The organism is Mycobacterium sp. Root265 (genome assembly GCF_001428895.1).
In the GTDB taxonomy this organism is placed as follows: Bacteria; Actinomycetota; Actinomycetes; order Mycobacteriales; family Mycobacteriaceae; genus Mycobacterium.
The window spans coordinates 25191-38146 of record NZ_LMJA01000011.1 but is presented as its reverse complement, the minus strand read 5'-3'; the positions used below and the strand labels follow the sequence as shown (position 1 = coordinate 38146).

Genomic DNA, 12956 nt, shown 5'->3' with positions numbered 1-12956 from the left:
TGCCACAGTCCTTCCTGTCAGCTGAGGATGTCGGAGAGTTGCCGGGCCGCGCGGACCACGGCCTCGCGGCCGTTGAGCACGACGTCCTCACGGTGGGAGATGAGGTTGATACAGGTCGGTGGGGACGGGGCGCGGCGACGGACGGGGACGGCCAGGCCGTAGGTGTCCGGTTCGATCTCACCGTGGGTGATGACCCAGCCCTGTTCGCGCGCCTGCCGGACCAGGTCACGCTCGCCGGGCCGCGGCGGCATGCTGGCCAGCAGCGCCACCCCCGCCGCGCCGCGTTCCAGCGGATGGCGGCTGCCTTCGTGGAACGACAACTGGTAGAAGACCAGCGTCGGCACGATGACGGCGATGGCGACCTGTTGATCGCCCTCGGCGACCAGGAGCGACACCGTGGTGCCCAGGTCATCGGCGAGCATGCGCAGTGTGGGGACGCTGAGTTGGCGCACGTTGTTGTCGAAGGATGCGCCGAGTACCGCGAGTGCTGCCGCCGGCCGGTATTTGCCGTCGGAGCCCTTCGTGATGAACCGGGCCTGAGCCAGGGTGCTGAGCAGACGGTAGGCGATCGTGCGGTGCACGCCGACGAAGTCGGCGACCTCGGCGGCGGTGACACCCGTGGGCGCACTGGATACCGCCTGTAGCGCGGAAAGTCCCCTGGCCAGAGTCTGTGAACCGGCCGCCGGACGCGCGGGGGTTGCTGCGGCTGCCTGCGGCTCTGAGCTTGGGCCGAGTCCCTTGACAGACGTCATCGTGAGAGTGATGCTCTATAGATAGTGCACATTGGTGTTCGATATTAGCACACATGATTGCTCAATTGCGAGAATGAGATTTCCGTTACAGCGGGATCGGTGAGGAGCGGGATGTCCGTCCACGAAAGCGTCTGGAGTGATCTCCAGGGCGTTTCGTTCACCCAGGGCTACCTCGACGCGCGGGGCGTGCGCACCCGCTATCTGCATGCCGGTGACCCGGGCAAGCCGACCCTGGTGCTGCTGCACGGTTCGGGCGGGCACGCCGAGGCCTACGTGCGCAACCTGGAGGCGCACGCCGAGCACTTCTCCACCTGGTCCATCGACATGCTCGGCCACGGCTACACCGACAAACCCGGACATCCGCTCGAGGTCGCGCACTACGTCGATCACCTGCTGGCGGTGTTCGACACCATCGGGGCCGACACGGTGCACCTGTCCGGAGAATCGCTGGGCGGCTGGGTGGCCGCCCGCGCGGCCTCCGATCACCCCGAGCGCATCGAACGACTGGTGCTCAACACCGCGGGTGGGTCACAGGCCGATCCCGAAGTCATGAAGCGCATCATCACGCTGTCCATGGCCGCCGCCGAGAACCCGGACTGGGACACCGTGCAGGCCCGGATCAAATGGCTGATGGCCGACAAGTCCAAGGGTTACGACGATATCGTCGCCAGCCGCCAGAAGGTGTATCAGCAGCCAGGTTTCGTCTCCGCGATGAGCGACATCATGGCGCTGCAGGATCCCGAGATCCGGGCCCGCAACCTGCTCGGGCCCGCCGAGTACGGCGCCATAACGGCGCCCACCCTGGTGCTGTGGACCAGTGACGATCCGACCGCGGACGTCAGCGAGGGCAGGCGCATCTCGGAGATGATCCCGGGTGCGCGCTTCGAGGTCATGCCCGGCTGCGGACATTGGCCGCAGTACGAGGACGCCAAGACCTTCGACCGGCTGCACATCGACTTCCTGCTGGGCAGGTCATGACCGCCCGCCGCGCCACCGAAGAGGTCGACGTCCTGATCGTCGGCGCCGGACCCGTCGGGCTGACACTGGCGAACATCCTTGGGCTCCAGGGTGTTCGGACCGTCATTCTTGAGGAACGCGACACCCTGATCGACTACCCGCGCGGGGTGGGACTCGATGACGAGTCGTTGCGCACCTTCCAGTCGATCGGTCTCGTCGAGCAGATCCTGCCGCATACCGTGCCGAACCAGATCCTGCGTTTCTTCGACGGCAAGCGTCGCCTGCTCGCCGAGATGGCACCGCCGGACGCCCGATTCGGGTGGCCCAAGCGCAACGGGTTCGTCCAGCCGCTCGTGGACGCCGAATTGCTGCGCGGACTCGAACGTTTCGACCACGTCGAGGTGCGGTGGGGCACCCGGATGGAGAACTGTGTCGCCGACGACGACGGTGTCAGCGCCGACCTGCTGGCCTCCGGCGATCCGGTCAGCCTGCGGGCGCAGTACCTGATCGGCTGCGACGGTGGGCGCAGCGCGACCCGCCGCCTGATGGGAGTCTCGTTCGAAGGCACCACATCGGCGACGCGCTGGCTGGTCGTCGACCTTGCCTCCGACCCGCTCGGGCACCCCAACAGCGAGGTCGGTGCCGACCCACACCGGCCGTATGCGTCCATCTCGATCGCGCACGGAATCCGGCGCTTCGAGTTCATGATTCACGCTGACGAGACCGACGAGCAGGTCGAGAAGCCGGAGTTCATCGCACGCATGCTGGCACCGTTCGTGCCGCACCCCGACCGGGTCGACATCATCCGGCACCGGGTCTACACCCATCACTCCCGGATCGCCGGTGCCTTTCGCGCCGGTCGCATGCTGCTGGGCGGGGATGCCGCCCACCTGATGCCGGTCTGGCAGGGCCAGGGCTACAACAGCGGGATCCGCGATGCGGCGAACCTCGGCTGGAAGCTCGCCGCGGTGGTCAACGGCGATGCCGGCGACGGACTGCTGGACAGCTACGACGCCGAGCGCCGCAAGCACGCACGCGCCATGATCGACCTGTCCACCCTGGTGGGCCGGGTCATCTCGCCGACCAACCCGCGCATCGCGACCGTGCGGGACAAGGTGATCCGCGCCGCCTCGGTGGTTCCGACGCTCAAGCGCTACGTGCTGGAGATGCGGTTCAAGCCGATGCCGCGCTACGACACCGGTGCGGTGGTACACACCGAGTCGTCATCGGCGGTACCACCGGCGGGCACGCTGTTCATCCAGCCCCACGTGGACACCCGTGACACCCAGAACATCCTGCTCGACGAGGTGCTCGGTACCGGGTTCGCGGTGCTGGCGTGGAACAACAATCCGCGCGCACTGCTCGGCGACGTCACCTTCGCGCGCTGGAAACGGCTGGGCGCAAACCTCATCGAGGCCAGGCCGAACACCCAGCTGCACTGGAACGGCCATGACGATCCCGACGTCACCATCGTGGGGGACCGCACCGGGGCACTGAAGAAGTTCTTCGACGCGCATGCCGAGTCCGTGCTGTTCATCCGGCCGGATCGGTGCATCGCGGCGGCCTGTCTGGCCCAGTTGTCCGACGAGACCAGCGCAAAACTCTTCGACGTCCTCTGTCTCACCGCGGGAGGTGAATCCCTTGTCCCACATCGCCCTGTGCTGCATGTCGCACAGCCCCCTGCTTAACCTGCCCGGGCCGTCGGAGGAGCTGCTCGAGGACATCAACGCCCAGCTCGCGCAGGCTCGCGCGTTCGTGGCCGACTTCGATCCCGAGCTCGTCGTCATCTTCTCCCCGGACCACTACAACGGCTTCTTCTACCGGCTGATGCCGCCGTTCTGCATCGGTAGCGCCGCCACCGGTGTCGGGGACTACGGCACCTACGCCGGACCTCTCGATGTCCCCGCGGCGTTGGCCGACGAGATGGCTTCTGCGGCATGGGAGGCGGGTGTCGACGTAGCGTTGTCGGCGGCCATGGAGGTCGACCACGGCACCGTGCAGCCACTGGAAGTGCTGTTCGGCGATGCGGCCTCGCGACCGGTCATCCCGGTGTTCATCAACTCGGTGGCCACCCCGCTCGGCCCGCTGAAACGCACCCGTGCCCTCGGCGCCGCGATCGGTGAGTATCTGGGCACCCTGGGCAAACGGGTGCTGATCGTGGGATCCGGTGGGTTGTCCCACGATCCGCCGGTGCCGACGCTGGCCACCGCGCCGCCGGCGGCGCTGGCCCGGATCGTCGGCGGGGCGCCGATGTCCCCGGAGGGACGAGCGGCCCGGCAGGAGGCGGTGATCGCCGCCGCGCACGACTTCGCCCACGGACAGAGCCCGCTGCAGCCACTGAACCCGGACTGGGACCACGCACTGCTCGATCTGATCGACACCAACCGGCTGGCCGAAGTGGACGGCTGGACCAACGAGTGGATCGCCCGTGAGGCCGGCAATTCGGCCCACGAGATCCGCACCTGGGTGGCGGCCTTCGCCGCGATGGCAGCCCAGGGCAACTACCAGACGCAGCAGCGCTACTACCGCGCTGCTCCAGAGCTGATCGCGGGATTCGCGATTCGGACGGCGGTACCCCAGTGAGCACCCCCTACGACCACACCGTCGACGTTCTGGTCATCGGCTCCGGGGGCGGCGGCATGACCGCCGCGCTGAAGGCCGACGCGGCCGGACTGTCCACCCTGATCGTGGAGAAGTCACCGAAGTTCGGCGGTTCGACCGCACTGTCCGGCGGCGGCATCTGGGTACCCGGTGCACCGTCTCAGCGACGTGCCGGCTATCACCCCGATCCCGATGGCGTCTTCGACTATCTCAAGACCATTACCGGCGGGCTGGTCAGCGACGAGCGGCTGCGCGCCTACGTCGACGCCGCACCGGAGATGATGGACTTCCTGGAGCGCTCCAGCGACTGGTTCGAATTCGTCTGGAAGCCCGGCTATGCCGACTACTACCCGGAGCTACCCGGCGGATCCGAACGGGGCAGCACCATCAACGTCCCCGAGATCGACCTGCGCAAGCTGGGCGCCGAGGAGCAGAATCTGCTGGCCCCGCTGGCGCTCGCCCCGAAGGGAATCTGGTTCGCGCCCAAGGACCTGCGGCTGTTCTATCAGGTCCGGCAGAACTGGCGGGGCAAGGCGGTGCTGGTGAAGCTGATCTGGCGGATGTTCCGGGCCCGGGTGTTCGGGGACCGGATGGCCGCGATCGGACAGTCGCTGATGGCCCGGATGAGGCTGGCCCTGCAGGAGCACGACATCCCGCTGTGGTTGTCGGCCCCGATGACCGAACTCATCACCGATGTGGACGGCCGGGTCGTCGGTGCCGTCGTCGAGCGCGACGGAAAGCCGATGCGGATCGCCGCCCGCGGCGGTGTGGTGCTGGCCACCGGCGGTTTCGACCACGATATGGAATGGCGCCGCCAGTATCTTCCGCTACTGGAGCAGGATTGGAGCTTCGGCAACCCGGCTGCCACCGGTGACGGTATCCGGGCGGGGGAGAAGGTCGGTGCCGCCACCGAACTGCTCGACGAGGCCTGGTGGTTCCCGGCGATGTGCTGGCCGGACGGCCGGCTGCAGTTCATGCTCAACGAGCGCATGATGCCTGCCCAGTTCGTCGTCAACGGGGCGGGCAAGCGCTTCATCAACGAGGCCGCGCCCTACATGGACTTCGCGCACGCCATGATCGAGGGGCAGCAATCGGGCATCGACCACGTGCCCTGCTGGCTGGTCACCGACATCGACTCCTTCCACCGCTACGTCGTCGGTGGCCATCTGCCGATCCCGAAGGTGCCCTTCGCGCCGGTACCGACCGGACGTAAGATTCCGCAGGCCTGGCTGGACTCGGGCATCGTGGCGACGGCGGGCAGCTTCGAGGAACTGGCCACCAAGATCGGGGTGCCGCCGGCCGAATTGCGCAACACCGCAACCCGGTTCAACGATCTGGCCCGCCAGGGCCACGATGACGACTTCAACCGCGGTGACAGTGCCTATGACAACTACTACGGCGACCCCACCCTGCCCAATCCCAACCTCGCGCCCCTGGGCAAACCGCCCTACCTGGCCTTCCAGATCATTCTCGGCGACCTGGGCACTTCGGGCGGACTGCTGACCGACGAACACGCCAGGGTGCTGCGCGAGGACGGCAGTGTCATCGCCGGCCTGTACGCCACCGGTAACACCTCGGCTGCGGTGATGGGCCGCAGCTACGCCGGTGCCGGCGCCACCATCGGACCCGCCATGACGTTCGGCTACGTTGCGGCACAACACATATCTGAGAACTCCAATAGAGAGGTAACCGCATGAAGATCTCGCTGTTCTACGAATTCCCGCTGCCGCGGCCGTGGTCGGAGGATGACGAGCACCAGCTGTTCCAGCACGGGCTGGACGAGGTCGAGGCAGCCGACAAGGCGGGGTTCTCCACGGTCTGGCTCACCGAGCACCATTTCCTGGAGGAGTACTGCCACTCCACCGCGCCGGAGATGTTCCTGGCCGCGGCGAGCCAGCGCACCAAGGACATCCGGCTCGGCTTCGGCGTGATGCACCTACCGCCACCGATCAACCATCCCGCTCGCATCGCCGAGCGGGTGGCCACCCTGGACCACCTGTCCAACGGCCGGGTGGAGTTCGGCACCGGTGAGGGTTCCTCGGTGGCCGAACTGGGGGGCTTCGACATCGATCCCGCCGACAAGCGCACCATGTGGGAAGAGGCCCTCGAGGTCTCCATCCGCTGTATGACCGAGGCGCCGTTCACCGGCTTCAAGGGCGAACACGTGGAGATGCCGGCCCGCAACGTCATCCCCAAGCCGCTGCAGAGCCCGCACCCCCCGGTCTGGGTGGCCTGCACCCGACCGTCATCGGTGCAGATGGCGGCCCAGAAAGCCATCGGCGCACTGAGTTTCGCCTACACCGGGCCCGAGGCGCTCAAGGACCGGGTCGACGGCTACTACAAGACGTTCGAGGAAGAGGGAGCGCCGGTGACGCCGGCCATCAACCCCAACATCCTGGCCATCGGCGGCGACCTGTCGATGATGGTGGCCAAGACCGAGGAGGAGGCCCTCAAGCGCCTCGGTACCGGTGGCGGGTTCTTCTCGTTCGGCATCATGCACTACTACCTGACCGGGATGCACACCCCCGGGCGCACCGGCGTCTGGGACCTCTACCAGGAGGCGGTCAAGGAGGATCCGACGCTGGCCTACGGCCCGGGCCGCGGCGCCATCGGGTCGCCGGACACCGTGCGCGAGTTCCTGCGCGGTTATGAGGCCAGCGGTGTCGACGAGATCATCCTGTTGCTCAACCCGCGCAGCCACGAGGGCACCATGGAGTCCATCGAGATCATGGGCAAGGAGATCCTGCCCGAGTTCATCGAGCGGGACGCAAAGGCCGTGGCGGACAAGGCCAAGCGACTGGCGCCGGTGATCGAGAAGGTCGAGGCCCGCCGCCAGCCGTCGAACACGCCGATGTTCGACGAGACCTACTCCTTCGGCGGCCTGCCCACCGGCCGGGGCGGCAAGTTCACCGCCGGTGAGATTCCCGAGGCGATGGCCGAGATCAACGAGGGCCGGGTCAAGGCGGCCCAGCTGGAGAAGGATCAGCGCGAGGCTGCCCAATAGACATGGGCAACGACCGCTGGCGCTATGACGGGCGCCGGGTTGTGGTGACGGGATGCGCGTCGGGTATCGGCGCGCATCTCGCCATGCAGTTGGCCGATCTCGGAGCGCACGTCACCGGACTCGATCTGCGCACACCGCAGGCCGGCCCGGCGGACTTCATCGAGGTGGACTTCGCCGACACCGCGTCGATCGATGCCGCGGTGGCGGCCATCGACGGTCCGGTCGACGCGCTGTTCAACGTCGCAGGGGTGTCCTCGGGGATCGGCAAGCCGCTGCTGGTGGTGACCATCAACTTCCTCGGCACGAGGCACTTCACCGAGGCCTTGCTGCCGCAGATGCCCGCCGGCTCGGCGATCGCCAACGTGTCCTCGCTCGCCGCGGCCAACTACCTCGCGAACTCCGCCGTCACCGCCGGGCTGCTCGCGACAACGTCCATGGCAGAGGGCATCTCCTGGTGTGAGGCGAACCCGGAGGCGCTCGCCGACGGCGGCTACCGGCTGTCGAAGGAGGCGATCATCCTCTACGGCATGACCCGCGCACTGGATCTGGGTGCCCGCGGCATCCGGATCAACTGCACCGGACCGGGCGTCACCGAGACACCGATCCTCGATCAACTGCGATCGGCGTACGGCGAGAACTACCTCGACTCGTTCCCCACCCTGCTCGGTCATGTCTGTGGACCCGACGAGCAGGCGTCGGTGCTGGCATTCCTGAACAGCCCGGCAGCCAGTTACATATCGGGACAGGTGATCTGGGTGGATGGCGGCAGCATCGCCGGTAAGATCGCCGCGACACTGGAGGTATCCGAATAGTGGCCACCATGAAGGATTTTCGCCGCGTCGCCGATGACGTGCGCAACTGGGGGCGGTGGGGCGACGACGACGAACTCGGCACCCTGAACCTCATCACCGCCGACAAGGTGGCCGAGGCCGCGGCGACGGTCAAGAAGGGCACCGTCATCTCCTTGGGCGGTGACTTCGGTGCCAACGGGCCGCAGGGCGCGTTCAAGTTCCGCTTCAACCCGATCCACGTGATGACGGTCGACGGCGGCGATGCCGAGACCCTGGTCAAGTACGCGCCGGAATGGGCCCGCAACTCCGTCGCGCAGGAACTCAGTTCATTCTTCGTCGACAATCCTTTCCGGTTCAACGACGACATGATCACCATGTCGCTGCAGGCGGCCACCCAGTGGGACGCACTGTCGCACGTCTACTACGAGGACAAGCTGTACAACGGTTTCCCGGCGGACTCGGTGACCAGTTTCGGTGCCTACCACTGCGGTATCGACAAGGTGGACGTCAAGGGCATCACCTCACGCGGGGTGCTGCTCGATGTGGTGGCCCATCGGGGCGCCGACGTCTTCTGCGAGCCCGGTAACCCGATCACACCGGCCGAACTGGACGATATCGCCGCCAAGCAGGGCGTCGAGATCCGCGGCGGCGACATCGTCGTCGTACACACCGGCTGGTGGACGCGTTTCCTGTCCACCGGCGACGGACACGAGGCCGGCTCCGGTCTGGACTGGACGTGCGCGTCCTGGCTGCACGACCACGATGTCGCCGCGGTGGCCGCCGACAATCTGATGGTGGAGGATCCCGATCCCGCGAACGGCGTCGAGGGCACGTTCCTGCCGATGCACATGCTGTGCCTGCGCGATATGGGCCTGATGTTCGGCGAGTACTGGGATCTGGGCGGCCTGGCCGCCGACTGCGCGGCCGACGGGGTGTACGAGTTCCAGCTGATCGCACCGCCGCTGAAGGTCGTCGGCGCCGTCGGAGCTCCCGTCAGCCCGATCGCGATCAAATGAGCTTCGACCGCAAGAAAATCAGCGTCGACGGGCTGGACACCAGTTACCTGGAGGCCGGCACCGGGGACCCGGTGGTGTTGTTGCACGGCGGTGAATTCGGCGGCGGCGCCGAGATCGCCTGGGAGAACACCATCGACGCCCTCGCCCGGCAGTATCGGGTGCTGGCTCCGGACATGCTGGGATTCGGCGAGTCCGCGAAGGTCATCGATTTCACCGACGGCCGCGGTATGCGGATTCGCCACATCGCCCGGTTCTGCGAGGTTCTCGGGGTGAGTGCGGCCCACTTCGTGGGCAACTCGATGGGTGCGATCAATCTGCTCGTCGACACCACATCGGACAAGCCGGTGCTGCCCGTGCGCTCGCTGACCGCCATCTGCGGTGGCGGGGATATCCAGCGCAACGAGCACGTCGGTGCGCTCTACGACTACGACGCGACGTTCGAGGCGATGCGTGCCATCGTGACCGCGCTGTTCGCCGACCCGGCCTACCCGGGCGATGACGCCTACGTGCAGCGGCGCTATGACTCCAGCGTCACGCCCGGAGCCTGGGAATCTTTGGCCGCCGCACGATTTCGCCGTCCCGGTCTGGAGTCGCCACCCACCCCGTCCAGTGTCCGGGCCTATGACCGCATCGCGGTGCCGGTGCTGGTCATCGAAGGCGCTGCTGACAAACTGCTGCCCGCGGGCTGGGCCGCCGGGATCGCCGGGCAGATCCCGGACGGGCGATCGGCGGTCGTGCCGGGCGCTGGTCACTGCCCACACATCGAGGCGCCCGACATCGTGAACGGGCTGCTGCTGGACTTTCTGAAAGGCGTGCAATGAGCGAATTGGCCGGCAAGGTCGCCGTCATCACCGGAGGAGCATCCGGGCTCGGTGAGGGCCTGGTGCGCCGGTTCGCCGCCGAGGGCGCGCAGGTCGTCTTCGGCGACGTGGACGCCGAGCGCGGCAAGGCGGTGGCCGATGAGTTGGGTTCGGCGGCAAGATTTCTCACCAGCGATGTCACCGACCTGAGCCAGGTCGCCGCGCTGGTGGACACCGCCGTCGGGGAGTTCGGCGGCCTGCACGTGATGGTGAACAACGCCGGTATCTCCGGCACGATGCACCGCAGATTCCTCGATGACGACCTCGCCGACTTCGACGCCGTCATGCGGATCAACCTGCGCGCGGTGATGGCAGGCACCCGGGACGCCGCCCGCCATATGGCCGAGACCGGCGGCGGATCGATCATCAACCTCACCTCCATCGGCGGTATCCAGGCCGGCGGGGGAGTGCAGACCTACCGTGCATCCAAGGCTGCCGTCATCCAGTTCACCAAGTCGGTGGCCATCGAGCTGGCGCACCATGAGATCCGGGTGAACGCCATCGCGCCCGGCAATATCCGGACCGCCATCGTGCGCAAGAGTGCGGCCGGCGAGGACCGGGAGCACCTCGAGGAGTTCGAGGCCAAGATCCGCGCCCAGATGCGCAATGACCGGCCGCTGAAACGCGAGGGCACCGTCGACGATGTCGCCGAGGCGGCACTGTATTTCGCCACCGACAAATCGCGCTACGTCACCGGCACGGTGCTGCCGATCGACGGTGGGACGGTGGCGGGCAAGGTGCTGGTCCGGAAAGAGAAACCCTGAACCGCGAGACGACGGTTTCTGGTGCGCATCGGCTGATTTCCCGCCACCAACCGTAGTCCCGCCGAGCGCGCGCGGTGGGCGATCGGCCCATTAAATCAATCGCTTGACTTAATTACAGGAGCAGCGTTGACTGTAACGGTGACCGCAGCCAGACCCCTGCGTACCGACCGGGCGAGCACCACCCGCGAGGCCATCCTGACCGCCGCCGAACGGCTCTACGCCGAACACGGCGTCTTCGCCGTATCCAACCGTCAGGTCAGTGAGGCTGCCGGACAAGGGAACAACGCCGCCGTCGGGTACCACTTCGGCACCAAGACCGACCTGGTGCGCGCCATCGAACAGCGCCACCGCCGGCCGATCGAGGAACTCCGGCAGCGCCTCGTCGCCGATACCGACGAGCACACCGACCTGCGGGGGTGGGTGGCCTGCCTGGTGCGTCCGCTGACCGATCACCTCGAGGAGCTGGGCAACCCCACCTGGTATGCGCGTTTCGCCGCGCAGGCCATGACGGACCCGGCCTACCACGGGATCGTGGTCAAGGACGCCCTGAGTTCGGCCTCGCTGGTGCAGGTCATCGACGGGATCAACCGGTGCCTTCCCGACCTGCCCGTCGTCGTGCGCTACGAACGCAACATCATGGCCCGAAACCTGTTGATGCACAGTTGCGCCGACCGCGAGCGGGCGCTCACCGCGGGCTCCGTCGCGTCGGGCCGCTCGTGGAGTGCCGCCGGTTCCGGGCTCATCGACGCGATCGTCGGCCTGTGGCTGGCCCCGGTGACGGGGCAGTCCGCATGAAAGTGACTGTCGATCAGGACAAATGCGTCTCATCGGGCCAGTGCGTGCTGAACGCGATGGACGTGTTCGACCAGCGCGACGAGGACGGAGTCGTCGAGTTGCTCGACCCCGAGCCCGGCCCGGACCAGTACGACAATGCCCGTGCCGCCGCGGCGGCCTGCCCAGCCCTAGCCATCGACATCCAAGACTGAGGACCCATGTCTGAAACGCTGACCGAAACCGACATCCCGGAATACCCGATGGAGCGGGAGGCGTCCTGCCCCTTCGCGCCGCCGCGGCAGATGCTCAACAATGCCAAAGGGCTTTCCCGGGTGCGGATCTGGAACGGTGACACCCCGTGGCTGATCACCGGACACGAAGAGGCCCGTGCGCTCTTCTCGGATGCACGGATCAGCGTCGACGACCGCCGCGAGGGCTTCCCGCACTGGAACGAGCACATGCTCTCCACCGTCGAGAAGCGCCCGCGTTCGGTGTTCACCGCCGACGCCGAGGAGCACACCCGCTTCCGACGGATGCTGTCCAAGCCGTTCACCTTCCGCCGCGTCGAAGGTCTGCGCCCGGTCATCCAGAAGATCACCGACGAGTGCATCGACGAGATCCTGGCCGGCCCCCAGCCCGCCGATATCGTCGACAAGCTGGCGCTGCCGGTGCCGACGGTCGTGATCAGCGAGATGCTCGGTGTGCCATACGAAGATCACGAGTTCTTCCAGGAGCACGCCAACGCCGGGCTGGCCCGCTACGCCGCGGCGGACGCCATGCAGAAGGGCGCGATGAGCCTGCACCAGTACCTGATCAACCTGATCGAGAAGAAGCAGGCCAACCCAGCCGAGGACGCCGTGTCCGATCTGGCCGAACGGGTGAACGCCGGCGAGATCAGCGTCAAGGAAGCCGCCCAGCTGGGCACCGGGCTGCTGATCGCCGGCCACGAAACCACCGCCAACGTGATCGGCATCGGCGTGCTGGCGCTGCTGGAAAACCCCGAACAGGCCGACTTCCTGCGCAATGCCGAGGACCCCAAGGTCATCGCCAACGCCACCGAGGAGTTGATGCGCTACCTGTCGATCATCCAGAACGGCCAGCGCCGCGTCGCCATCGAGGACATCGAGATCAGTGGCGAGACCATCAAAGCCGGCGAAGGCGTCATCATCGACCTGGCCCCGGCCAACTGGGATGCCAAGACCTACCCCGAGCCCGACAAGCTGGACCTGCGCCGTGACGCCGGCCAGCAGCTGGGCTTCGGGTACGGACGCCACCAGTGCGTGGGTCAGCAGCTCGCGCGCGCCGAACTGCAGATCGTGTTCCACACCCTGCTGCGGCGCATCCCGACCATGCGCCTGGCGATTCCCTTCGATCAGGTGCCCTTCAAGCACGACCGCCTCGCCTATGGCGTCTACGAACTTCCGGTGAGCTGGTAAG

General features: G+C 67.0%; 13 protein-coding genes. 12 read left to right on the top strand and 1 reads right to left on the bottom strand.

What is annotated here, in order from left to right:
* Positions 1 to 17 precede the first annotated feature (17 nt).
* On the bottom strand, positions 18 to 752 hold the full coding sequence (locus ASE48_RS11885; RefSeq protein WP_057167296.1) for an IclR family transcriptional regulator: 735 nt from the start codon (positions 750 to 752) through the stop codon (positions 18 to 20).
* A gap of 111 nt (positions 753 to 863) precedes the next feature.
* Here ASE48_RS11885 and ASE48_RS11880 point away from each other — a divergent pair, with 111 nt between their 5' ends.
* The 12 genes from ASE48_RS11880 (at position 864) to ASE48_RS11825 (ending at position 12955) form a co-directional block, all read left to right on the top strand.
* Positions 864 to 1730 (top strand): alpha/beta fold hydrolase, encoded by an 867-nt coding sequence (locus ASE48_RS11880; protein WP_057167295.1) that lies wholly within the window; start codon positions 864 to 866, stop codon positions 1728 to 1730.
* The gene (locus ASE48_RS11875) at positions 1727 to 3397 is read left to right on the top strand and encodes a bifunctional 3-(3-hydroxy-phenyl)propionate/3-hydroxycinnamic acid hydroxylase (RefSeq protein ID WP_057167294.1); all 1671 of its coding nucleotides are present in this window, start codon (positions 1727 to 1729) and stop codon (positions 3395 to 3397) included. Before ASE48_RS11880 ends, ASE48_RS11875 begins: the two co-directional genes overlap by 4 nt.
* Complete coding sequence (locus ASE48_RS11870; protein WP_057167293.1) at positions 3375 to 4292, top strand: 3-carboxyethylcatechol 2,3-dioxygenase; 918 nt, start codon at positions 3375 to 3377, stop codon at positions 4290 to 4292. Before ASE48_RS11875 ends, ASE48_RS11870 begins: the two co-directional genes overlap by 23 nt.
* Entirely contained in the window at positions 4289 to 6007 is a 1719-nt protein-coding gene (locus ASE48_RS11865) for an FAD-binding protein (RefSeq protein ID WP_057167292.1), read from the top strand. Before ASE48_RS11870 ends, ASE48_RS11865 begins: the two co-directional genes overlap by 4 nt.
* Positions 6004 to 7314, top strand: coding sequence for an LLM class flavin-dependent oxidoreductase (locus ASE48_RS11860; RefSeq protein WP_057167291.1), 1311 nt, complete (start codon positions 6004 to 6006; stop codon positions 7312 to 7314). Before ASE48_RS11865 ends, ASE48_RS11860 begins: the two co-directional genes overlap by 4 nt.
* A 2-nt stretch (positions 7315 to 7316) precedes the next feature.
* Positions 7317 to 8126 carry a coniferyl-alcohol dehydrogenase gene (locus ASE48_RS11855; protein WP_057167290.1) on the top strand — a complete coding sequence of 270 codons (810 nt, stop codon included), beginning with the start codon at positions 7317 to 7319 and terminating at the stop codon, positions 8124 to 8126.
* An 8-nt stretch (positions 8127 to 8134) separates the two neighbouring features.
* Entirely contained in the window at positions 8135 to 9121 is a 987-nt protein-coding gene (locus ASE48_RS11850; RefSeq protein ID WP_057167355.1) for a cyclase family protein, read from the top strand.
* Positions 9118 to 9942: an alpha/beta fold hydrolase gene (locus ASE48_RS11845; protein WP_057167289.1), complete on the top strand. Its 825-nt coding sequence runs from the start codon at positions 9118 to 9120 to the stop codon at positions 9940 to 9942. Before ASE48_RS11850 ends, ASE48_RS11845 begins: the two co-directional genes overlap by 4 nt.
* Positions 9939 to 10745: an SDR family NAD(P)-dependent oxidoreductase gene (locus tag ASE48_RS11840; RefSeq protein WP_057167288.1), complete on the top strand. Its 807-nt coding sequence runs from the start codon at positions 9939 to 9941 to the stop codon at positions 10743 to 10745. Before ASE48_RS11845 ends, ASE48_RS11840 begins: the two co-directional genes overlap by 4 nt.
* 126 nt (positions 10746 to 10871) lie before the next feature.
* Positions 10872 to 11540: a TetR family transcriptional regulator gene (locus ASE48_RS11835; RefSeq protein ID WP_442928717.1), complete on the top strand. Its 669-nt coding sequence runs from the start codon at positions 10872 to 10874 to the stop codon at positions 11538 to 11540.
* A complete protein-coding gene (locus ASE48_RS11830; RefSeq protein ID WP_057167354.1) occupies positions 11537 to 11731 on the top strand; it encodes a ferredoxin in 195 nt (64 codons plus the stop codon). The genes ASE48_RS11835 and ASE48_RS11830 overlap by 4 nt, the downstream gene beginning before the upstream one ends.
* Positions 11732 to 11737: 6 nt before the next feature.
* Complete coding sequence (locus tag ASE48_RS11825) at positions 11738 to 12955, top strand: cytochrome P450 (protein WP_057167286.1); 1218 nt, start codon at positions 11738 to 11740, stop codon at positions 12953 to 12955.
* Position 12956: the final 1 nt, after the last annotated feature.